We start from the raw sequence: 21,608 nt of genomic DNA, 5'->3' as shown, positions 1-21,608 counted from the left end.
CGGGCAGCCACCGGCACCACGATCGAAGTGAGAGCATCATGAGTACGACGACAACGGCAACGGGCGGTTCCTCCTCCCCCTCGTCACCGGCCCGGCCACGGACCTCTCCCGCCATCCGCACCACCTCGCTGCGAAAGCGCAGGGAGGCCCGGGCGGGCATCGGGTTCGTGGCTCCGTTCCTGGCCATGTTCGCCGTCGTCTTCCTCATTCCGATCGTGGTGTCGGTCTACCGGTCCTTCTTCCGCGACGTCGCCTCGGGCTCGGACCTCTACGGCGGCGGGGAGAAGGTGAGCACCTTCGTCGGCCTGGACAACTACGTCCAGGCCGCGGGGCAGCCCGCCTTCTGGAGGGGACTGGGACGGGTCCTGCTGTTCGGCGTGGTCCAGGTCCCGGTCATGATCCTGGCGGCCCTCGCCCTGGCTCTGGTGCTCGACTCCCTCCTGGTCAGGCGAGTGACAGTCTTCCGCCTGGGCTTCTTCCTGCCCTACGCGATCCCCGGGATCGTGGCCGCGATCATGTGGCTCTACATGTACAACCCCAGCTTCTCCCCCATCAATGAGCTGCTGGGACTGGCGGGCCTGAAGATGGACTTCTTCGGCAGGAGCATCATCTTGTGGTCCATGGCCAACATCACGACGTGGACCTTCACCGGGTACAACATGCTCATCTTCCTGGCGGCGCTGCAGTCCGTGCCCCGCGAGCTCTACGAGGCCGCCCGCATCGACGGGGCCAGCGGGTGGCAGATCGTCCGACGCATCAGGATCCCCATGGTCCGTTCCGCCTCGCTGCTCGCGGTTCTGCTCTCCATCATCGGGACCGTGCAGCTGTTCAACGAGCCCACCGTCCTGTACAGCCAGAACCAGTGGATGGGGCTGGACTACACGCCAATGATGATGGCCTACAACTCGATGACCGGTGCGCTCTCGCCGTCCGGCTCGGGCCCGGCCTCCGCGGTCTCCGTCCTCATCGCCCTGGTGGCCGGTGTCCTGGCCGCCCTCTACGCCCTCGTGCAGAACAGGATCGACAAGTGAAGCCCACCGACACTCCTCGCTCGCTGCGTCCGTCGGTCCCCGCACGGGCCCTGACCATCGCGGTCCTGGTCATCGTCCTGGCCTACATGCTCGGCCCGGTCTACTGGCTCATCGTCTCCTCCACCAAGTCCAACTCCGACCTGCTGACCTCCTCCGGATGGTGGTTCTCCGGCCACAACAACTTCTCCGCCAACTACAGCGCGCTCATGAGCTGGACCCAGGGGCTCTTCTGGCGCTGGATCCTCAACTCCCTGCTCTACTCGTGCGTCGCCGGGGTGCTGGGCACGCTCCTGTCGGTCGCCGCCGGCTACGGTCTGGCGAAGTTCGAGTTCGCGGGCCGGGGCGCCGTCCAGGTCGTCATCCTCTCCGGCCTGCTCATGCCCATCGCGCTGCTGACCATCCCGCTGTACCTGGTCCTCGACGCCGTTCACCTGACCAACACCGTCTGGTCGATCATCCTGCCGTGCTCGGTCAGCCCCTTCGGGGTTTTCCTGGGCCGCGTCTACGCCGACTCCTCGGTGCCCAACGAGATCATCGACTCCGCCCGCATTGACGGGGCCAGCGAGATCCGCATCTTCTTCACCATCGTGCTGCGGCTGCTCGCGCCGGCGATGGTCACCATCTTCCTGTTCATCTTCGTGGTGACCTGGAACAACTTCTTCCTGCCCCTGATGACCATCAACTCCGCCACGCTCAAACCCGTCACCCTGGGGCTCTACGGGATGTCGACCTACTTCAACCCCCAGTACGGGGCGCTCCTCCAGGGCGCTCTCCTGGGCGTCATACCCCTGATCGTGCTGTTCCTGGGCCTGCAGCGCTTCTGGCAGTCCGGCCTGGCCGCCGGCGCCGTCAAGGGCTGAGCCCCACCCCCGCCCCCAGAGACCTCCCCCCTCCACACCCATACCCACCTCGCCGCCCCGTCCCGGGCAACGGCGCCTCAGCAGAGGAACCACCATGATCCACTTCGGCACCGGCGGCTGGAGAGCCGTGATCGGCGACGAGTTCACCCGCGCCAACGTCAGGCTCCTGACCCAGGGGCTGGCCAACCGCATCGTGAAGGAGGGCACGGCCGAGCAGGGCGTCGTCATCGGCTATGACCGCCGATTCCTATCCGACACCGCCGCCTGGTGGGCCGTCGAGGTACTCGTCGGCAACGGTATCCGGGTCACCGTCATCGACCGCCCCTCCCCGACCCCCACCACCATGTGGACGGTGCGCCGCCTGGGGGCCGCCTACGGGATGGCCGTGACCGCCTCCCACAACCCGGCCCTGTACAACGGCATCAAGATCTTCCTGCCCGGCGGCCGCGACGCCGACCTGGGGGTCACCGACGAGCTCGCCGCTTCCGTGCAGGGCCTGACGGACGCGGACGTGCGCAGCGTCGAGCCCCATGAGGCCCGTTCCTGCGAGCTCGTCACCGTTCAGCGGTCCATCAACTGGTACCTGGACGCGATCATCGACAAGCTCGACGCCGAGACCATCCGCCACGCCCACATGCACATCGTGCTGGACCCGATGTTCGGGGTCTCCGAGACGAGCCTGCAGACGATCCTGCTGACCGCCCGCTGCCAGGTGGACGTCATCCACGACCGCCACGACCCCCTGTTCGGGGGCCGCATGCCCTCACCCACCGAGGGGACCGTCACCACGCTGCGCAACGCCGTCGTCGAGTCCGGCGCGGACCTGGGCATCGCCACCGACGGGGACGCGGACCGCCTGGGAATCATCGACGACACCGGCGCCTACCTCACCCCCAACCAGGTCCTGGTCCTGCTCTACGACTACCTGCTGACCCACAAGGGGTGGACAGGACCGGCCGTGCGCAACATGTCCACCACCCACCTGCTGGACCGGGTCGCGGCCGCCCACGGGCAGGTCTGCCACGAGGTGCCCGTCGGCTTCAAGTGGATCAGCGCCAAGATGGCCGAGACCGGGGCCGTCATCGGGGGCGAGTCCTCCGGGGGCCTGACCGTGCGCGGTCACATCCCCGGCAAGGACGGGGTCTACGCCGGCTCCCTGCTGGTCGAGGCGGTGGCGGCCTCGGGCAAGAGGCTCTCCGAGCTCTACGCCGACATCGTGGCCCGGTACGGTGAGCTCGTCATGGTGGAGAACGCCTACGGCTTCACCTCCGAGCGGCGCACCGAGCTGGAGCAGCGCATCTTCAGCGCCCACGACCTGCCCGCCTTCGCCCACGACGTCGAGCGTATCTCCTGGGAGGACGGCTGCAAGGTCTACTTCACCTGCGGCGGCTGGGTGACGATTCGCTTCTCGGGCACCGAGCCGCTCCTGCGGGTCTTCGCCGAGATGCCCACCGGTGACGAGGCCCGGGAGACCGCGGCCGCCGTCGCGAGCCACTACGGCCTGGACGCCTGAGACGGGCAGGAGGAAGGATCCCATGACAGACGCGAACACTGACACGATGGCTGACGCGATGACCGGCCCTATGACGGAGACGGGTACTGAGACGGTGAGTGATGCGGCGGACCGCACCCGTGTCGCCGTCGTCCTGGCCCGGGGACTGGGCACACGCATGCGGGCGAGCAGCACAGCCGGCTCCGGCCTGACCTCCCAGCAGGCCACGGCCGCGGCCAGCGGCTACAAGGCCCTCATGCCCATCGGCGAGCACCGGCTCATCGACTACAGCCTCTCAGCCCTGGCCGACGCCGGGATCGAGCGGGCCGTCCTGGTCGTGGGGCCCGAGCACGAGGACTTCCGCCGCCACGTCGACTCCCTGGAGTGCGCCCGACTCACGATCGACCTGGCCGTCCAGGTCAACCCCTTGGGGACGGCCGACGCCGTCCTGTCCGCCGAGGCGGCCGTGGGAGAGGAGTCCTTCCTCATGGTCAACGGGGACAACTACTACCCCCGTCAGGTACTGCGAGACCTGGCTCGCCACCGGGGCAACGCCCTGGCCGGTTTCGATCGCGCCGCCCTGGTGGCCGAGTCCAACATCCCCGCCGAGCGAATCGCCGCCTTCGCTCTCGTGCGCGCCCGCGACAGGGCGCTGGAGGAGATCGTGGAGAAGCCTTCAGCAGAGGCGATCCGGGCCGCCGGAGCCCACGCCCCGGTGTCGATGAACGCCTTCCGATTCACCCCTGAGATCTTCTCCGCCTGCCGCCGGATCACTCCCTCGCCGCGCGGCGAGCTGGAGATCGTCGACGCCGTGCGCGCCCTGCCCGGTCCGGTCTCGGTCCTCCCCGCGACCGGAGGGGTCCTGGACCTGTCGCGGCGTGAGGACATCCGTGAGGTCGAAGCCCGCCTGTCCGGGACGAAGGTGTCGCTGTGAACCAGGGAACGCACCGGGCGATGAGTGAGAGGCCCGGGGAGACCGCGTGGCGGGTGCCCGGACGCGTCGAGGTCCTGGGTAAGCACACCGACTACGCCGGCGGCTCGGTCCTGGTCGGCGCCGTCGACCGAGCGATCACGGCGCGGGCGCGTCGCGTGGCGGGGCCTCCCGCCTCCCTGACCGCCACCACGGACGGCGGCGAGCCGGTCACCCTGCTCGCCGGGGTGGACCCGGGCCTGGAGCCGGGCCACTGGGGCCGTTACCTTCAGACGGTGCTGGACCGCCTCACCCTCAACTTCGGGGCAGGCACCGCGGCCCACCTGTCCATCTCCTCGGACCTTCCGCCGGCCTCCGGGATGAGCTCGTCCTCCGCACTGGTGTGCGCCACGGCGCTGGCCCTGGCCTCCCTCAACGGCTGGGACAAGGATCCCCGGTGGATCGAGTCGATGCCCGACCGCCTGTCCCTGGCCGGTTACCTCGCCGCCGTGGAGGGCGGACGGGCGTGGCGGGACCTGCCGGGGACCAGCGGAGTGGGCACCCGCGGCGGGAGCGAGGACCACACCGGCATGCTGTGCGGCGCCCAGGACCGGCTGCTGCTGGCCGGATTCGATCCGATGCGCATCGAGCGGACCATCTCCTTCCCCGCCCAGTGGGCGCTCGTCGTCGGCGTGAGCGGGGTGCTGGCCCACAAGACCGGTGCGGCCCTGAAGGACTACAACCGCGGGCCGAACACCGTCCAGGCGGTACTGGCCAGGTGGAACGAGGCCACTGGGCGCACCGATGCCTCCCTGGCCGGCGCGGTCAGGCACCTGGTCGGGGACGCCACCGGTGAGCAGGCGGCCGGCGACCCGGCGCTGAAGGACCTGCTGAGGCTGTGCGGCCCCGGCTACGAGAGGCAGCGGATCGAGCAGTTCCTCATCGAGTCCCTCATCCTGGTTCCCGACGGCGCCCGGCTGATCGCTGCGGCCGACCCCGGCGTGGGCGAGGTCCTTGAGCGCTCCCAGGAGCTGGCCGACCGCGGCCTGTGCAACCAGGTGCCGCAGACCCGACTCATGGTGTCACTGGCCCGTGAGGCGGGCGCCATCGGCGCCTCCTCCTTCGGAGCCGGGTGGGGCGGGTCGGTGTACGCCTTGGTTCGGGCCGATGACGCTGAGGCCTTCGCCTCGCAGTGGCTCCGGGCCTACCGGGACCGAGAGCAAGGCGCTGAGCGGGCCGCGGTGATCGTGACCAGGCCGGGGCCGAGGGCCTGCCGGCTGTCCTGAGCGCCCCGACCGGCAGGCAGTGGAGTGGTGAGCGAGTCCCATGACGAGGGTCAGGTTGCCCAGGATCTCGAAGCCTCCGCCCTCGATGGTCGAGGCAGCCAAGCCCCGTCCCTGCTCGCGCCGCAGGCGGGCGACCGGGTCGTCGGAGTCGGCGAGCTCGGCCGGGCGCGGAGCAAAGGCCGGGTAGTGCGGTAGGCGGCCTCGTAGCCGACGGCCTCACGCCGGCGCGGCTCCAGGGGTATGGAGTTGGCAGAGCCCCGCCATCAACAGTTTTGTTGAGCGAAGAATCAATCAGGGCGGCGAAGAACGCAGTTGTCGCAAACCAGTGGAATGGTAATATAAATTGTTCGTAACCTCCCCATGAGACAGGAGCTCTCTCCAATGAAATCCGTTGTCCGCATCTCCCTCGTCGCCCTCCTCATGGCGGGCTTCGCCGCGCCGGCCAGTGCAGCACCGGCCGCCGCCCCCGCACGGCACGACGACTCAGCAGGCGCCTTCGGGAAGCCTCTCTACGACTTGTGCATCTTCCCTCCCTCACCATTGTGTAACCGGAAGAAGAACCGCTGGTTCGACTGAGAAGCACCACCCCAGCCACCCTTAAGCTCACCCCTTAGGGGTGGCTACACCTTTTCAACACCGAACACACGATATAGAAAATAATTCACCCACGGATTCAGTACTCACCTCAAGGATCATGCGAGACGATAGTTTCCTATCAAGACTCTGGATGCGACACCAGAGGCTTTTGCCACACCTGAGGCGAGCCATCCTCACTTCAATTATCGCCCCCCTAATCCTCCTAGACATCTACACCTACCTCACCCTTAAAGAGGACATACGTTCGACTATATTTGGGGAAATTTTTCAAATACTCTCCTTCCTCCCCTACGTCTACACAAAAGATCGACGACTTGGAGTAGCCACCTTTTCTACCGCACTCCTCATCATCTTCTCCATACCGGGATCACACTTATCATGGGGATGGATTCTTGTATACGCCATAGTTGCCGACCTCACGGCAGCCAAGAAAGCCAAGCTCACTCTCATTTCACTCTCCGCATTCTTTCTGGCGCAGCTCATATCTGGACTCCCCCTCCTTCCCGTGACAGTCTGGACAATATTCTGGGGAGTCCTATCCGCTTCCTTCGGAGTCCTGATCCGCAACACCAAAGACCGACTGGAGGAGATGCAGCGGGAGGCGGAGCGTTCCAAGGAGATTGCCGCCGAGCTCATTCAGCAGCTGCGCCGTGACATTGCCGACAGCCTCCATGACGACCTGGCCGCCGACCTCACCCGCATGCTCATCATCTCCCGCTCCATCAGGCTCCCCAACGGCGATGACCGCGACCGCGTCCTCGATCTGCAGGACCGGACCCAGCGGGCCCTCGCACACCTGCGCCTGCTCATCCACAACCTAGCCGTCTCCCAGGGGCCTCCCAAGGAGGAGCCCACCCTTCAGGAGATCGTCGACTCCAGCGTCTCCACGCTGGCTCAGCGAGAGATCGTCCTGGACGCCGACCTCGACGGCATCGAGAGGATTCCGGCGCTGCACCGCTCCGAGCTCGGTCGGCTCCTGGTCGCCTTCATCCGCGAGAACACCCTCAACGCCCTCAAGTACAACTTTCCCCACGATCTTGTCTCCCTCTTTGTGGAGCAGGAGCAGGACACCCTCTTCATCAGCTTCAGCTCGCCCTGGCATGATCAGAAAGTGCCTGAGGAGATGCACGGAGGATACGGTTTATGGGCCCTCCAGGACCGGTTCGAGAATGCCGGGGGCTCCTTGAGCTCGAACCGGATCGGAGCCTCCTGGACCGTTCTCGCCAGCCTCCCCTGGAACGAGATCGTCACACCAACCACTAATGCGAGATCCCTCATGTCGCCACCGGACGGAGCCGCTTATGCCTAGTCACACCCTGCGTTCCCTGCGAGTCCTCATTGTCGATGACGACCCGCTCATCCGCACCACCTTCGCCGAACAGCTCGACTCGCAGCGGGCCATTACCGTCGTCGCCGCCGCCTCCGGTGGACGGCAGGCCATCAGCCTGCTCATGACCGGGCAGCAGCCCGTCGATGTCGTCCTGCTGGACAGCGACATGCCGGATATGGATGGCGCCCAGACGGCCAGAGCGATCTATGAGCGCTTCCCCAGGATGCCCATTGTCATGTTCACCGTCTTCAGTCGTGACGAGATGCTCACCGAGGCCCTGGCCGAGGGCGTCAACGGCTTCATCACCAAGGATGAGAGCACGGAGAATGTCGCCGCGGCGCTACTGCGCGCCAGCCGCGGCGAGCCCGTCATGTCCTCACGCCCCACGAAGATGCTCGTAAGCGCCTACCAGTCCGAGCAGAAGCGCGCCACCGCGGAGGCCCGCATTCAGGAGCTGGTCAACGAGCTGCCGCCCCGCCTCCAGGACATCTACACCTGTCTCCTGGAGGGACTGACCAACCGGCGCATCGCCCGCAAGCTCGGCATCTCCGAGAACACCGTGCGCATCTACGTCTCCGAGGTCCTCCACCGCCTCGGCCACACCTCGCGCACCGAGCTCATCGCCGCAGCCCTGGGAAACTAGGAGCCACGACGACCACACCCCCTGGGGCGGGACAAGCCCCGGCGGCCCTACGCTGAGGCCATGAACGCCACCACCGCCCATCCGCTGCCGCGCCGAGTCTCAGAGATCTTCGCCCCCGCCCACTGGCGGGAGGTGTCCGGCTTCCCCCACGCCGAGGCCGGCACGGACGCCCCCCAGCAGCAGGCGGAGGCCCTTACGGACATCACCTACCACAGGGGCTGCGTCCGGGACGAGGACGGCACCTGGCTTCAGGACCTGCCGGTGGTCCGCGTGGCTTTCAACCGGCCCGAGGTGCGCAACGCCTTCCGCCCCCGCACCGTCGACGAGCTCTACCGGGTCCTGGACCATGCGCGTATGAGCGGCGACGTCGGCGCCGTCATCCTCACCGGCAACGGCCCCTCCCCACGCGACGGCGGCTGGGCCTTCTCCTCCGGCGGCGACCAGCGCATCCGCGGCCGGGACGGCTACCGCTACGAGCGAGAGACCTCGCCGGGCGCTTCGCAGGAACGCCCGACTGCCGCCGGCGAGACCGACGACCGCACCTACAGCCATGACGCCGATGTCGCCGCCGCCCAGGCCCGCCTCGACACCGCGAGGGCAGGCCGACTCCACATCCTGGAGGTTCAGCGTCTCATCCGCACCATGCCCAAGGCCGTCATCGCCGCCGTCCCGGGCTGGGCCGCCGGCGGCGGTCACAGCCTCAACGTCGTGTGCGACCTGTCGCTGGCCTCGATCGAGCACGCGCGCTTCAAGCAGACCGACGCCGATGTCGGCAGCTTCGACGCCGGCTACGGCTCCGCGCTCCTGGCCCGCCAGGTCGGGGACAAGCGCGCCCGCGAGATCTTCTTCCTGGCCCGCACCTACGACGCCGTCACCGCCGAACGCTGGGGCGTCGTCAATGAGGCGGTCCCCCACGCCGAGCTCGAAGAACGGGCCCTGGAGTACGCGGCCACCGTGGCGGGCAAGTCCCCGCAGGCCATCCGCATGCTCAAGCTCGCCTTCAACCTGGCCGACGACGGCCTGGCCGGCCAGCAGGTCTTCGCCGGCGAGGCCACGCGTTTGGCCTACATGACCGATGAGGCCGTTGAGGGGCGCGACGCATTCCTCCAGCGCCGCACCCCCGATTGGTCGCCCTTCCCGTACTACTTCTGACTCTGAGGCATCGTCACGACCGCCTAAGAGAGCTCAGGGTCGACATATCGAGGACATTCAGAATCGTGGTGCGTACCGGAATGGAGCGAATATTCTGAAAGAGAATTCACGCCCTCAGAATTCTCTGTGCATTCATGCCGAAGATGGAAAAGAAGTACTCATTGTCTTCCGCTCACAGCGACAACGACCGCCCTCGTCGCCCGCCGCTTCCATCAACCCTCAGAAAACCGCGGAATGACAGGAAATCACCTCAGAGGCACTGACGTCCGTCAGCATCGAGGTCGGACTCCTCAAGATGATTTGAGTGTTATTTACATCACAATTCGGGTGCTCATGTCGTTCCTCCCCGCCGCGGCCCCCGCTAGGCGGAGTCCCCGGTGGGGCCGGCCGAGGGTGCGGGGGCCGGCGAGCCGGTCGCGGTGCCGGCCTGGCCGGCGTCCTCACTCACTCGCAGGGTGACCAGGGGCGGCGTCGTCGGCTGGTCCGATCCGCCGGCCGGCTCCATGGTGATGACGATCTGCTGGCCGGGCTTGGGCATGAAGTCGAGGAAGGAGAAGCCGGCCCCGCCGCGGGGGTCGTAGACGCCCAGCGAGGTGGTCGTCTCCCCCTCCTTGAGCCAGACCTGGAGGCTGCGCTCACCTGCCGACTCCTTCATGGCGGCCGGCAGTGTCAGCGCGGTCATGCTCATGTCCCGGGACCAGGTGAGGGTCGCAACATGCCCGTCGGGCATCGTGTCGGTCACGCGCTGGACGTCCTGGGCCTGGTTGAGGTGGGCGTAGTGCTGGGTCGGCGCCATGGAGTCCATGGCCTCATCGACCGCCCCCCGCGCGCTCCAGCGCCCCACACCGATGCCGACGCCGAGCAGGACCACGGCTGCGGCCGCCCGCAACAGGCCGGTGCGCCAGGCGGAGCGGCGTCGGCGGCGCGCACCGAGGCTGACGACGGAGGAGTCCACCGAGTCGCGGTCACTGCCACCATCGCTGCCGCCGGCGGCGGCGCTCGCGTCCTCCTCAATGGTGCCGGTGGCCTCGCCGGCCTGGCCCGTCTGAGGCTCGCGCGCAATGGCCTCCAGAAGGGAGGAGCGGATCGCGGCCGGCGGGGGCACGGGCCTGAGCGAGGACCCCAGCAGGGCGGCCGTCTCCGAGTCGAGATCGTCGTCGAGGAGCCCGACGCCGTCGAGGTCCTGCGCACCGTCGAGCCCCTCGGCGTCCGGCGTATCGGCGTCGCCGTTGATGGTGTCCTCGTGAGTCTTGTCGCGGTCGCTCATGACTGCACCCCCAGCTCTCGTCGTAACCGTGCCATTCCGTCCCTGATGCGTGTCTTGACCGTCCCCAGCGGCGTGCCCGTGCGGCGGGCGATCTCGCGGTGAGTCAGGCCCGTGAAGTAGGCCAGCTCGATGGTGGAGCGGTAGGGCTCCCCCACGGCCTCGAGAGCCCGGTGCACCTGCTCGCCCACGAGTCTGTCCTCGACCTGCTGGACCGTCAGGTCGACGTCGGGCATGTAGTCATGCCACCGGCTCTCCCGGTCCCGGGAGGACTGGGAGGAGCGGACCCGGTCGATGGCCCGGCGCCTGGCCATGGTCACCAGCCAGGCGCGGGCGCTGCCTCGCGCCTGGGAGAAGGAACCGGCCGTGCGCCACACCTCGAGGAAGACCTCCTGGAGTACCTCCTCGCTCTGGGCGCGGTCGACGACGATCTGCAGGATCAGCGCGAACAGCCGGGAGGACCAGGCGTCGTAGAGGCGGGCGAAGGCGTCGGCGTCACCGTCGGCCACCTGTGCGATCCATTCCCCCTCAGAGCTGCTGGAGCTGCTGCTTGTCACAGGGGAATGGTAGGCGAGTGCGCGGGAGGAGACGGTGCGCGCCCGGGGCTGTGCCTCCATCGTCGCCAGGCTCATCGCACCGTTTCCTCAGTCATCCCTGCTCTCACCGCCGGATCACCCGAAGGTGAAGGAGTAGAGCTGCAGCCCGGGCGAGGCCTCCAGCTCGAGCTCGCCCGATCCCACCTCGTCGGTACGGACCAGCTCCATCCCGTTGGGCACGCCGGAGACGTGGGTGGTGCGGGTCTTCCCGTTGACCGTCCAGGTCAGGTCCCCCTCTCCGGAGACGACGAGGTTGACCTGCTTGCCGCGGTAGGACAGGCGCAGACGTCCCTTGCCCTCGGCCGGGGTGATGGACTGCGGCTCCACCTTCCACGTGCCGTCCAGGGCGAAGGTGTCGGCCTGAAGACGGGAGGGGAAGGAGAAGGAGTGCCGGCCCTTGTGCAGGGTGCCCTGCGCGAAGCCGGAGGCCCGGTCCGAGCCCAGGTAGGTCTCGGGGGTGCGGGGGCTGTTCGTGCCCGCGTCGTCGTTCGCCTCGGAGAAGACGGGGGCGGGGAGGGTCGCCTTCGGGTTGGCCTGCGTGAGCAGCTCACGGACGAGCTTCTCCGTGGCGGCCTCCCCGCCCTCACCGATGTGGGTCTGGCGGACGTTGCCCTGGGCGTCGGCCAGGTAGTGGGCGGGCCAGTAGTGGTTGTCGAAGTTGGTCCAGGTGACCAGGTTGGAGTCGACGGCCACGGGGTAGGTGATGCCGAGGCTCTCGACGCCGCCGCGCACGTTGTCCACCTCCTTCTCGAAGGCGTACTCCGGGGAGTGGACGCCGATCACCTGCAGGCCGGAGGCGGCGTAGGTCTCGTGCAGCTTCTCGATGCCGGGGATCGAGCGCTGGCAGTTGATGCAGGAGTATGCGAAGAAGTCGACCAGAGTGACCTTGCCGGCGCGGTCATGCTGGGTCAGGGGCTGGTTACCGGGCGTGTTGATCCAGGCCACCGCGCCGTCGATGGCGGGCAGGGGGCCGCAGTCGCCGAGAGCGGTGGCCCCGGGACGGCAGGCCCCGGTGGAGTCACCGTGAAGGAGACTGTCGGTGCGGGCCTGAAGGGAGGCCGTGTAGTCGGGCAGGCGGCGCTGGAGCGCGGCCGGGGCGTCCAGGACGAGCGCCACGGCCAGCCCGAGCATGACGACACCGGCGGTGACGCGGATGGCGCGCTGGCGGGTGCGGAAGGCGCGAATCCTCTCCGTGATGCCACGTCCGGCCAGGGCGAAGGCCAGCAGCGGGATCGCCGTGCCGACGGCGAAGGACACGGCCAGCGCAACGGTGTCGACGCCGATCCGTCCGGTGGCGCCCGCGACAGCGACAGCAGCCAGGACCGGTCCGGCGCAGGGCACGTACGCGGCTCCCAGCACCAGGCCCAGGAGGAAGCCGTTGGAGGGATTCTTCGAACCACCGAAGCGCTGGAAGCGCGCGAAGGGACGCTCCAGGGTCTCCATGACCTTCGGGACCATCATGCCCAGGCCGATCAGGGCGAGCATGACGATGCCGATCCAACGGATGAGGTCCTGCGGCAGATGGAGCAGGCTCAGGAGAGTCGATCCCAGGAGCGTGAAGACCGTGAAACTGACCACAAGGCCGGTCACCACGAGGTAGGGGTGGAAGCGGGAGGCGAAGCCGCCGCTGTCCTCCTCGTCATCACTACGTACACCCTGCGCTCCTGCGGAGAGGAGGATGACGGGGAGCACGGGCAGGACGCACGGGGAGATACCCGTGATGAGACCTCCCAGCAGCCCGATGGCCACCAGACTCGAGACGGTTGTCACGATAATTCACCCTTTCGGTCCGTTTCTTGTTGCTAGTCTCGAAAGAGGTTCGGAGCCATCGGCAACGGGGATTGTCGAACAACCACATAGCCGTCTATGACGATCGTCACTCGCAACGGGTGTCGGTGGGCTCTTCCTTAAGCACCATGGACGACGGCGACTCCGGATCGGCAAGAGCGGGCCATCCCGCACTGACACTGCACCAGCAACCGCATAGGAGATCTCATGCGATTCACCGCTACACGTGCCAAGACCCTCGCCACCTCGCTCCTCATCGTCACCGCCGGACTCGGTCTGGCAGCCTGCTCGGGTTCCGGCTCGAGCGACTCGACCACACCCGCCACCAAGCAGACCGCGGGTAAGACCAGTGACGGCGGTGCCGCTACGCCCAGTGCTGACAGCAAGGCGACCGGTGGCGCCACCGGAGGAGGCAGCCAGCCCACCGCTCCCCAGGGCCAGCAGGGCGGCGACAGTCAGCAGGGCGGTCAGCAGCCGGGCGGTGCAGGCGGCAGCGCCGGCACCCAGCAGGATGGTCAGCAGCCGGGCCAGCAACCGGGCCAGCAGCAGGGCGACCAACAGCAGGGCGGTTCCATTCAGGGCGACAACCAGCAGGGCGGTCAGCAGCCGGGCCAGCAGGGTGGCCAGCAGCAGGGCGGTGCTGACAGCAGCGCCGGCGCCCAGCAGCCGGGCCAGCAGGGCGGCGGCAACTGAGCCGACAGACCTGCACCATCAATCTGGCGAGGGCCTCGTTGCAGCACCAGCTGCGGCGAGGCCCTCGCCGGTTTCCGTTCCCGATTCAGCGCTTCGACCTCGCCACGGCTCACGGGACGCAACCGGATTAGGTCACGATAACGTTGCGGCCCGGCCGCCTCCCATGCCAGGCTTCCGGGAGGCCGGGTCGGTGGACAACGGACGACTAGGACACCGTTCGATCTGCAAGCCGTCCACCGACTCGGTCACCATGACTACTCCCACCACCTGGAGACACCCATGCTGTCCACCCTGCTGAAGAAGACCGACCCCGCGCGGCGACGAGTCGGAACCGCGATCGTCGTCGGCATCATCGGAGGCTTCTTCTCCGCCATCGTCAAGTTCGGCTGGGAGGTTCCCTTCCCGCCCCGTACCCCGGAGCGCAACGCCACCAACCCGCCTCAGCAGCTCCTTGAGCAGCTGGGGATGAGCCCGGAGCAGTCGCACACCGGCATCACTTTCAACGGCAACGAGGGGCTGCCGATCTACTCCTTCATCATCCACTTCAGCTTCGCGATCGTCTTCGCCGTCTTCTACTGCGTCATGGCGGAGTACTACAAGTCGATCACGCTGTGGCAGGGGGCCGCCTTCGGTCTGCTCGTGTGGGTGGGGGCGCACCTGGTGCTCATGCCGCTGACGGGCACGGTCCCCTCGCCCTTCCCGTGGGTCGCCGGTGGGCAGACCTGGGCGGAGCACTTCTCCGAGGCGCTGGGGCACGTCATCTGGCTGTGGTCGATCGAGCTCGTTCGCCGGGACGTGCGCAACCGCATCACCCACCAGCCCGACCCGTGGGTTCCGCTCGATACCGAACCGACCCGCTGAGTCCTCAGGGCTTGGTGCGTCTCCATCGGTGCGGCGGTCGGCGTCCGCCAGTACTCCACGAGGGCCGGGGGCTACTGCGTGAGCCTCGGGTGTACTCCACCAGGGGCGGGGGCTCGTGCAGTACGCACAAACTTCGGCCAGTGCACCCCCATCCTCGTGGAGTAGGCCGGGGCCGACGTCGAACCATGGCGTCCAGGCTCCTGCGCAGGAGCCGAAAGGGGACAGGCAGAGGAAGGCTCGGCCAGCGCGGGTAAGGGAGCCCGACCCCGCCACCTAGACCCCGCAGAGTCGTTCAGCCCCACGGCTCAGTGTCCACAGCGCTGACATCAACGAGCCCACCGCGAAAGCCCTCCCCAAGAATCGTTGGAATTACGGGATTCCTCCTCGGCGTGCAACGCCGATGAGGGGGGTGATGTCAGCACCATGGTCACCAGCGGCCCTCCAGACCTCTCCCCCCTCTGCCCACACTGATGCAGTACCAATCGCGGGGCGAACGCCGACTCCGACTGCTTAGCCCGCAGGCGAGTCTGGAGCTTCGGGCTACCAGGGAAGAAAGCCCGGGTAGGACTCGAAGGGGTAGAGCCGTCTGGGCAGGTACTGCTTCTGCTCCGCCCACTCGATGAGGGCGCGCCAGTCGCGGGCGATGCGCTCCTGAGCCCCCTGACGCCGGTCGTCAGGTCGAGACAGGCGTACGAATCCGGGGACGATCGTCGAAGTACTGTCCAGCTTCCAGAACGTGCCCTGCTTATCGAATGCCTTGACCAGCGCCATGCGGTCCCTCGGAGGACGTCCCGCCACCGGATCAGAGCGATCCCCCTGTGCCGCCCAGGCCCCGACGAACCCTGCCCACTGCTCCATGGTCGTCAGATGCAGCGCCAGATTGTGGGTATCGGGAGGTGTGAAGCCGTGGATGTCATAGGGCGCCTCCTGGAGGTCCACACGCGCCGTTTCGCGAAAGGCCACCCACGGGATGTCCTTGCGCCACCACCAGCATCCGATGAACCGGAAGATGTGCACGCCCGAGGCGTTGAACACGGTGAAGCTCAGCAGCCGGTACCCCATGAGAGAGGCCACGAGCAGGGCCCCCAGCACAAAGGCCCACGCCCCGTTCACCTCAGGCACTCCCACCAGCTCCAGAAGCACCCCAACAGTGATTCCCACGATAGCCGCCAGAGGCAGGCCAGCAACGAGATGCAGCAGGATGTACCCCGGGCTGCGCAGTGCCGTGAAGATGAGGAATCGCCGCTCAATCCAGCGGGATGGAACCAGCGCCCAGTCGATGTACTTCGTTGACGCCCTGAGATCTCCCCGCATGAGATTGACGCTCTCCCGAGCCCGGGCTCACAGGGTGATGATGACAGTGGCGGCGGCGAAGACGACGCCGTAGGCCAGCTCCAGCAGGCCGGCGTCACGCAGGGAGGCGATGAGATCGCGCCCCCTGGCGCCGGCACGCACAGGCGCGGTGGCCCGTCGGACCAGCGGCAGGAGCAGGAGCGGCGCCGCCAGCGCGATGACCAGGGTCAGCAGCGGGCTGATGTGGCCCCCGCCGTCGACGGGACTGGCTGATCCGGTCTCACGCGCCCACACCAGGGCGACGGCCCCCAGCAGGAGAGGCAGGTAGAGCATGACTGAGAAGGCGCGCCGAGCGCCCCCCTCCCCCAGACGGACCGCCAGGGTCATCTTGCCGTGGGCGGGATCGGCGTCGATGTCGCGCAAGTTGTTGACCATGAGCAGGGAGCAGGCGAGTAGGCCGATCCCGCAGGCCGAGGGCCACAGCCACCCCGGCACCGTGCCGGCCTGGACATAGGCGGTTCCCACCGTGGCCACCAGGCCGAAGAAGACGAAGACGAAGACCTCCCCCAGGCCGGCGTAGCCGTAGGGGTGGGAGCCGCCGGTGTAGAACCAGGCAGCCGCGATCGCCGCGGCCCCGATGACCAGCAGCCACCACTGGCCGGTCAGCACCACCAGACCCAGGCCCAGGAGACCTCCGATCCCGAAGCAGCCGAAGGCGGCGAGCTTGACGGCGCCCGGGGCGACCTGCCCGGAGGCGGTCAGTCGCGGCGGCCCGGTGCGATCGTCGTCGGTGCCGCGCACGCCGTCGGAGTAGTCATTGGCCAGGTTGCAGCCGATCTGCAGCGCCAGGGCCACGCCCGCGGCCAGCAGGCTCCGCAGCACTGAGAGCTCCCCCACCGCGGCGGCCGCCCCGGCACCCAGGATGACGGGGGCGACAGCGGCCGGCAGGGTGCGCAGACGCACCACCTCCCCCCAGCTGGTGGCGCGGGGGCCGTTGTCCTGCGCGTGTTCGCCGTTCTCGCCGCTCACGGCTTCCTCCGATCCTCTAGGGTAGGCGGCAGTGACCCTACCAGCGCCGTGGCCCTCACCGGTGCGAGCGCATGAGCCACACCTCGACCGGTGATGCAGCCGGCACCCTGATCGCCAGAAGGACCTCCGTGAGACACCCCGATCCCCGTCCTCGTACTCCTTCACCCGGGTCTGAGCCTGCCGCGTCTGAGCCCTCGGTGGGCGAACGCGCCCTGGGAGCGCTGACCGGGCTGGCCCTCGGCGACGCATTGGGGATGCCCACCCAGTCCATGAGCCCGACACAGATCCGCCGGTGCTACGGCGCGATCACCGGGCTGCGCGACGCCGTCGCCGAGCAGCCCATCGCCCCCTCAATGCCTGCGGGCAGCGTCACGGATGACACCGAGCAGGCTCTCATCCTGGCCGGACTCCTCACCGAAGGTGGCGGCCGCATCGACCCCCACCAGCTCGCCGCTGCCCTCCTGAGCTGGGAGGATGACATGCGCGCCCGCGGTTCCCTGGACCTGCTGGGCCCCTCCACCAAGCTCGCTCTGGAGCGGGTGCGCGCCGGGGCCGACCCGCACTGCACCGGCAGGGAGGGCACCACCAACGGCGCCGCGATGCGGGTGGCTCCGGTGGGCATCGCCTTCTCCCTGAGCACCGACGGCGACGCGCTGGCCCAGGCCGTTCACGAGTCCTGCCTGGTCACCCACGACACCCGGCAGGGCTTCGAGGCCGCTGGGCTCCTGGCCGCAGCGGTCAGCGCGGCCATCGACGGCGTCGACGCGGCGGGTGCGCTGGAGGCGGCGCTGGACTTCGTGGCCGCCCACCCCGGGGAGGGTCACTGGACGGAGAAGGCCTCTGTCGCCGCCCGCACCCGCCTGGCCCTGGCGACGAGTCGCGACCTGCACGGGGACGCCCTGGCCGAGCATCTGCGCACCTACGTCGGAACGTCGGTGGAGTCGGCCGAGTCGGTCCCCTGCGCTCTGGTGATTGTGCGGGAGTTCGCGCAGCAGCCCCTGGACGGGCTGTGCTTCGCCGCTGAGCTCGGGGGAGATACCGACACCATTGCCGCGATGGCCGGCGCGGTCCTGGGGGCGAGCTCACCCCGTCTTCTTCCCACCGAGCCGGTCCGTCAGGTACTGGCGCGCTCCAGCCTGAGGCTCGCCCCGGTCTGCGAGGCGCTGCTGACGCTCCGTGGTGGCATCGGGCGCTCCCGGAAGGCCGCTCCGGAGCAGAGGCGGCCATGATGGGACGGGTCATTCACACCGGCCAGGTCGTCATCGACCTCACCTTGCGCATCGAGGCGATTCCCGAGCCCGGTGGCGACGTGTTCGCCGACGAGTCCTCCATGGCCGTCGGCGGTGGCTTCAACGTGCTGGCCGCCGCCCGCAGGCTGGGTGTCGAGACCCTGTACGCCGGACCACTGGGTGAGGGGCCCTTCGCCGATGCAGCCCGCGAGGCCTTGGAGACGATCGGGGTGGACCATGTCGGCCCGGTCGCACCCGGCGACCAGGGCTACTGCGTGGCCATGACCGATGCGAGAGCCGAGCGCACCTTCATCTCCACCTGCGGGGCCGAGACTCGTGGCCCGGCGGATGCCTTCGACCACCTGGAGGTGAGCGACGACGACATCGTCTACCTCTCCGGCTACTCCCTGGCCGATGATGCCTCCAGGACGGCGCTGGAGCGGCTGGCCGGGAGGTTGATCGAGGCCCGGGCGGGGTGCACGGCACTGTTCGACGTCTCCCCCATGGTCGGTTCGGTCCCCATGAGCGCGTTGGAGCGCATCGGTGGACTGGCGCCCATCTGGTCCCTCAACGAGCGTGAGGCCGGGCTGCTCGCCGGCCGCCTGGGGCTGCGGGCGGAGATCGGCGACCACGGTGCTGTCTGCGAGACGCTGGCGTCCAGGCTCGGCATCGTCCTGGTACGGGCCGGGGCGCAGGGCTCCTGGTTCTCCGATGGGGGTCGGGCACGCCACACCCCGAGCATCCCGGTGACACCGGTGGACACCAATGGGGCCGGGGACGCGCACTCCGGTGTCCTGGCCGCGGCCCTGGCCCGGGGCGTCGATCTGACGACGGCGCTGCGCTGGGCGAATGTGGCCGGCGCCTTGACCACGACGCGCTTCGGTCCGGCCACCTGCCCGAGTGAGGCGGAGATCAGGGCCCTGGCGTAGGAGGCCCCGCCGTCACGTCTGTCGTGGCTACGGCGAGGCGTCGGGCGACCTCGCGCCGGTCGACCTTCCCACTGGGGCGCAGCGGCAGGGACTCCAGGACAACAACCCGTTTGGGGGCGTGCGCACCGTCCAGCCGGGCGCGGACCGCCTCGCGCAGGGCGGCGCCGTCCCACCGGTGCGAGCGGTCCCGGTGCCCACTCGGCTCGAGCGCGACGGCGGCGACCACGCGGCTTCCCCACTGCTCGTCGGGCAGGCCGACGACGCAGGCCTCGGCAACGCCCTCGATGCCGGCGAGGGCCTCCTCCACGTGGCGGGGCTCGACTTTGACGCCCCCGGTGATGATGACGTCGTCCAGGCGTCCCAGGACCTCCAGGCGCCCGTCGGGGTGCAGTCGGCCGCGGTCGGAGGTGGCCAGGACGCGTTTGCCGCCGCTGCGGTGAAAGCCCTCGCCTGCGTCGTCGGGCGTGCGGCCGGAGGGTTGGAGGTAGTCCTCGGCCAGGACCGGACCGGAGATGAGGATGCGGCCGGCGCCCTCGGCATCGGGCTCCTGGATGGCGATCTCGACCCCCTCCAGGGGACGGCCGTCGTAGACGCAGCCGCCGCCGGTCTCGCTCATGCCGTAGGTGGTGACCACGGTGATGCCGGAGCTTCGAGCCCGGGCCAGCAGCCCGGGGTCGGCGGCGGCACCACCCAGGAGGACGGCGTCGACCGTGGACAGGGCCCGGCCGGCCGCCGGGTCCTGCAGGATGCGCACCAGCTGGGTGGGGACCAGGGAGACATAGAGCCGGGAGGCGGCCGGACCGGTGAGCGGGTGCGCCGAGCTCAGGGCGTCCGCGAGCGCCGTCGGGCTGAATCCTGCGCTCGTGTCGACCACGACGGGCTCGGTTCCGGCCTCCAGGGAGCGGATGAGGATCTGCAGGCCGGCGACGTGGTGGGCGGGCAGGGGCAGGAGCCAGGTTCCCGGGCCGCCGAGGCGCGCGTGGGTGGCGCGGGCGGAGGCCACCAGGGCGGCGGCGCTCATGGCGATGAGCCTGCCGGTGCCGGTGGTGGAGCCGGAGGTGCGCAGGATGAGGTCGGTGCGCGCAGGGATGCGGGTGATGCGGCGGGTCAGGTCGGCGCGGACCTGGGAGGGGTCCTCCTCGGGACCGATGGGTACGAGCGGCGGAGGAGGCGCGTCCGTCCGGTCGGCTCCGTCCACGGCGGTGGACGCTGGACGGCCATCGCGGCTGGCGAGCAGGCCGCGCAGGGCCAGGCGCTCGGCGAGGGCGGTGCGCAGGGCGGCGACGTCGTCGGGGGCGGTTCCGCCAGTCAGGAGGCGGAGGGCGGGCGGGGCGGGCACGGCATGATCGTGCCACGGCCCCGGCCGGATGGGGACGAGCCGGCGTGGACGGGAGGGTCCGGGCAGGTGAGGGGTCTGCGGGACCGTCCGGCTCGGTTAGGGTTGGTCCATGCGTATCGTCCTCATCGTCCTGGTGTTCGCTCTGACGCTGTACGCCCTGCTGGACTGCGCACGCACGCCGGATGAGGGCATGCCGGCCAGGATGCCGAAGTACCTGTGGATCACCCTGGTCGTCCTGTTCCCGACCATCGGCCCGATCGCCTGGATCATCGTCTCGCGGGTCAAGGCCGCCGAGGAGCGCGGCGGTTACGTCGAGCCCACCGTGTGGTCCTCCCGGGAGGGCACGAGCTTCCGTCGCCCGCAGCGCGCCCGGCCCACGGCGCCCGACGACGATCCGGAGTTCCTCAGGGGCCTGGAGCAGGACATCCGCCGTCGCAAGCACCACCCGCAGGAGCCGGCCGGCGGTCACGACGGCAGCAATGACGGGACTGACGAGGGTCCTGACGCCGGCGGGACCGACCGGTCCGGGACCGACCAGCACTGACCGGGGACGCGCCGGCCGGCCGTGTCGCTGCGCCCTCAGGGCAGGGCGGGGCGCGCCTGGGGCCAGGGGGTGGTGTCGACGTCGTATCCGTGGGCGGCGGCGTGGATGAGCCAGTCGCCGGGGATCCAGGTTCGCCCGATGAGCTGGGGGTGCTCGGGCATGTAGCGCACCGACCACAGGATGAGGACGAGCTCGGCCCACTGGGCCCGGATCTTGAGCCGCACGGAGCCGGAGGAGTTGGCTGCGGCGATGATGATCTCTCCGGTGGCGGTGAGCTGGACCTCCTGGATGTCGGCGTAGGAGATGGGCATGACGCCCTCCCCCGTGCCCAGGTAGATGCCGTGGGTGGACACGGTCAGGCGGGCGCCGGCCAGGTGGCGCCACTTCTCGACGGCGTCGGCCTCGGCGGAGCGTCGGCGCCGGTGGTTGAGATAGGCCTGTCCACCGAAGAAGGCGGCCGTCAGGGCCAGGCCGACGGGGCCTCCGGCCAGGAAGAAGCCTCGGGAGGGGTTGTAGGTGGCGTCCCCGCGCCGCCACAGGAGCAGCTCGGCGTCGCAGGTGGCCAGCATGACCTCACCGGACCCCAGGGCCGGGCGCACGGGGTCGATGGTCGGTGAGACCGGGTTGGGGCGCCGACCCTGGCGGGTGGCGGTCAGGACGGCGGCGGTGTGCCACCACACGAAGTCCTGCCCGGTCCAGGGGCGGCGTGGGGCGGGGCGGGCGCGGCCGGGACGGAGGACCT

At 69.1% G+C, this 21,608-nt stretch carries 21 protein-coding genes; 14 read left to right on the top strand and 7 right to left on the bottom strand.

Going from position 1 to position 21,608, the window contains the following annotated elements; translation table 11 throughout:
* Window positions 1-38: 38 nt before the first annotated feature.
* The 9 genes from RIV12_RS11950 (at window position 39) to RIV12_RS11910 (ending at window position 9,301) form a co-directional block, all read left to right on the top strand.
* Window positions 39-1,031 carry a carbohydrate ABC transporter permease gene (locus RIV12_RS11950; protein WP_309324146.1) on the top strand — a complete coding sequence of 331 codons (993 nt, stop codon included), beginning with the start codon at window positions 39-41 and terminating at the stop codon, window positions 1,029-1,031.
* The gene (locus RIV12_RS11945) at window positions 1,028-1,891 is read left to right on the top strand and encodes a carbohydrate ABC transporter permease (RefSeq protein WP_309324144.1); all 864 of its coding nucleotides are present in this window, start codon (window positions 1,028-1,030) and stop codon (window positions 1,889-1,891) included. Before RIV12_RS11950 ends, RIV12_RS11945 begins: the two co-directional genes overlap by 4 nt.
* Before the next feature lie 94 nt (window positions 1,892-1,985).
* The gene (locus RIV12_RS11940; RefSeq protein WP_309324143.1) at window positions 1,986-3,404 is read left to right on the top strand and encodes a phosphoglucomutase/phosphomannomutase family protein; all 1,419 of its coding nucleotides are present in this window, start codon (window positions 1,986-1,988) and stop codon (window positions 3,402-3,404) included.
* A gap of 70 nt (window positions 3,405-3,474) precedes the next feature.
* The gene (locus RIV12_RS11935; protein WP_309324159.1) at window positions 3,475-4,317 is read left to right on the top strand and encodes a nucleotidyltransferase family protein; all 843 of its coding nucleotides are present in this window, start codon (window positions 3,475-3,477) and stop codon (window positions 4,315-4,317) included.
* Window positions 4,314-5,579 carry a galactokinase family protein gene (locus tag RIV12_RS11930; protein ID WP_309324141.1) on the top strand — a complete coding sequence of 422 codons (1,266 nt, stop codon included), beginning with the start codon at window positions 4,314-4,316 and terminating at the stop codon, window positions 5,577-5,579. The genes RIV12_RS11935 and RIV12_RS11930 overlap by 4 nt, the downstream gene beginning before the upstream one ends.
* A gap of 381 nt (window positions 5,580-5,960) precedes the next feature.
* Complete coding sequence (locus RIV12_RS11925) at window positions 5,961-6,155, top strand: hypothetical protein (RefSeq protein WP_309324139.1); 195 nt, start codon at window positions 5,961-5,963, stop codon at window positions 6,153-6,155.
* 118 nt (window positions 6,156-6,273) lie between these two features.
* Window positions 6,274-7,485 carry a sensor histidine kinase gene (locus RIV12_RS11920; RefSeq protein WP_309324137.1) on the top strand — a complete coding sequence of 404 codons (1,212 nt, stop codon included), beginning with the start codon at window positions 6,274-6,276 and terminating at the stop codon, window positions 7,483-7,485.
* Complete coding sequence (locus tag RIV12_RS11915; protein ID WP_309324135.1) at window positions 7,478-8,149, top strand: response regulator; 672 nt, start codon at window positions 7,478-7,480, stop codon at window positions 8,147-8,149. The genes RIV12_RS11920 and RIV12_RS11915 overlap by 8 nt, the downstream gene beginning before the upstream one ends.
* 60 nt (window positions 8,150-8,209) lie before the next feature.
* The gene (locus tag RIV12_RS11910) at window positions 8,210-9,301 is read left to right on the top strand and encodes a 1,4-dihydroxy-2-naphthoyl-CoA synthase (protein WP_309324133.1); all 1,092 of its coding nucleotides are present in this window, start codon (window positions 8,210-8,212) and stop codon (window positions 9,299-9,301) included.
* A 361-nt stretch (window positions 9,302-9,662) separates the two neighbouring features.
* Here RIV12_RS11910 and RIV12_RS11905 read toward each other — a convergent pair whose 3' ends face one another.
* The 3 genes from RIV12_RS11905 to RIV12_RS11895 are packed head-to-tail and all read right to left on the bottom strand — an operon-like array spanning window position 9,663 to window position 12,931.
* Window positions 9,663-10,568, bottom strand: a complete 906-nt coding sequence (locus RIV12_RS11905) for an anti-sigma factor (protein ID WP_309324132.1) — start codon at window positions 10,566-10,568, stop codon at window positions 9,663-9,665.
* Window positions 10,565-11,197, bottom strand: coding sequence for a sigma-70 family RNA polymerase sigma factor (locus RIV12_RS11900; RefSeq protein ID WP_309324131.1), 633 nt, complete (start codon window positions 11,195-11,197; stop codon window positions 10,565-10,567). Before RIV12_RS11900 ends, RIV12_RS11905 begins: the two co-directional genes overlap by 4 nt.
* Before the next feature lie 39 nt (window positions 11,198-11,236).
* Window positions 11,237-12,931, bottom strand: a complete 1,695-nt coding sequence (locus tag RIV12_RS11895; RefSeq protein ID WP_309324129.1) for a cytochrome c biogenesis protein CcdA — start codon at window positions 12,929-12,931, stop codon at window positions 11,237-11,239.
* A 225-nt stretch (window positions 12,932-13,156) separates the two neighbouring features.
* Here RIV12_RS11895 and RIV12_RS11890 point away from each other — a divergent pair, with 225 nt between their 5' ends.
* Both RIV12_RS11890 and RIV12_RS11885 read left to right on the top strand, forming a co-directional pair.
* Window positions 13,157-13,642, top strand: a complete 486-nt coding sequence (locus RIV12_RS11890; protein ID WP_309324128.1) for a hypothetical protein — start codon at window positions 13,157-13,159, stop codon at window positions 13,640-13,642.
* 279 nt (window positions 13,643-13,921) lie between these two features.
* On the top strand, window positions 13,922-14,503 hold the full coding sequence (locus tag RIV12_RS11885; RefSeq protein WP_309324126.1) for a YagU family protein: 582 nt from the start codon (window positions 13,922-13,924) through the stop codon (window positions 14,501-14,503).
* Window positions 14,504-15,043: 540 nt separating this feature from the next.
* On the opposite strand, the gene RIV12_RS11880 is transcribed toward RIV12_RS11885, so the two are convergent.
* Both RIV12_RS11880 and RIV12_RS11875 read right to left on the bottom strand, forming a co-directional pair.
* The gene (locus tag RIV12_RS11880) at window positions 15,044-15,817 is read right to left on the bottom strand and encodes a hypothetical protein (protein ID WP_309324124.1); all 774 of its coding nucleotides are present in this window, start codon (window positions 15,815-15,817) and stop codon (window positions 15,044-15,046) included.
* A gap of 27 nt (window positions 15,818-15,844) precedes the next feature.
* A complete protein-coding gene (locus RIV12_RS11875) occupies window positions 15,845-16,825 on the bottom strand; it encodes a 1,4-dihydroxy-2-naphthoate polyprenyltransferase (RefSeq protein ID WP_309324123.1) in 981 nt (326 codons plus the stop codon).
* Between the two features lie 197 nt (window positions 16,826-17,022).
* Here RIV12_RS11875 and RIV12_RS11870 point away from each other — a divergent pair, with 197 nt between their 5' ends.
* Together RIV12_RS11870 and RIV12_RS11865 are read left to right on the top strand one after the other, a co-directional pair.
* Window positions 17,023-18,054, top strand: a complete 1,032-nt coding sequence (locus RIV12_RS11870; RefSeq protein ID WP_075418248.1) for an ADP-ribosylglycohydrolase family protein — start codon at window positions 17,023-17,025, stop codon at window positions 18,052-18,054.
* Entirely contained in the window at window positions 18,051-18,983 is a 933-nt protein-coding gene (locus tag RIV12_RS11865) for a PfkB family carbohydrate kinase (protein WP_309324120.1), read from the top strand. Before RIV12_RS11870 ends, RIV12_RS11865 begins: the two co-directional genes overlap by 4 nt.
* Here the strand turns inward: RIV12_RS11865 and RIV12_RS11860 are convergent.
* Complete coding sequence (locus RIV12_RS11860; RefSeq protein ID WP_309324118.1) at window positions 18,967-20,322, bottom strand: AMP-binding protein; 1,356 nt, start codon at window positions 20,320-20,322, stop codon at window positions 18,967-18,969. The two genes, RIV12_RS11865 and RIV12_RS11860, sit on opposite strands and share 17 nt — an antisense overlap.
* Before the next feature lie 109 nt (window positions 20,323-20,431).
* Between RIV12_RS11860 and RIV12_RS11855 the strand changes: the two genes are divergently transcribed.
* On the top strand, window positions 20,432-20,866 hold the full coding sequence (locus RIV12_RS11855) for a PLD nuclease N-terminal domain-containing protein (protein ID WP_309324115.1): 435 nt from the start codon (window positions 20,432-20,434) through the stop codon (window positions 20,864-20,866).
* Window positions 20,867-20,901: 35 nt separating this feature from the next.
* On the opposite strand, the gene RIV12_RS11850 is transcribed toward RIV12_RS11855, so the two are convergent.
* A partial coding sequence (locus RIV12_RS11850) for a hypothetical protein (RefSeq protein ID WP_309324113.1) occupies window positions 20,902-21,608 on the bottom strand: 707 nt, incomplete at its 5' end.

The sequence above is a fragment of the Actinomyces stomatis genome, assembly GCF_031292835.1.
In the GTDB taxonomy this organism is placed as follows: Bacteria; Actinomycetota; Actinomycetes; order Actinomycetales; family Actinomycetaceae; genus Actinomyces; species Actinomyces stomatis.
The sequence above is the reverse complement of the archived record's forward strand: the minus strand, read 5'-3'. Positions and strand labels throughout refer to the sequence as shown.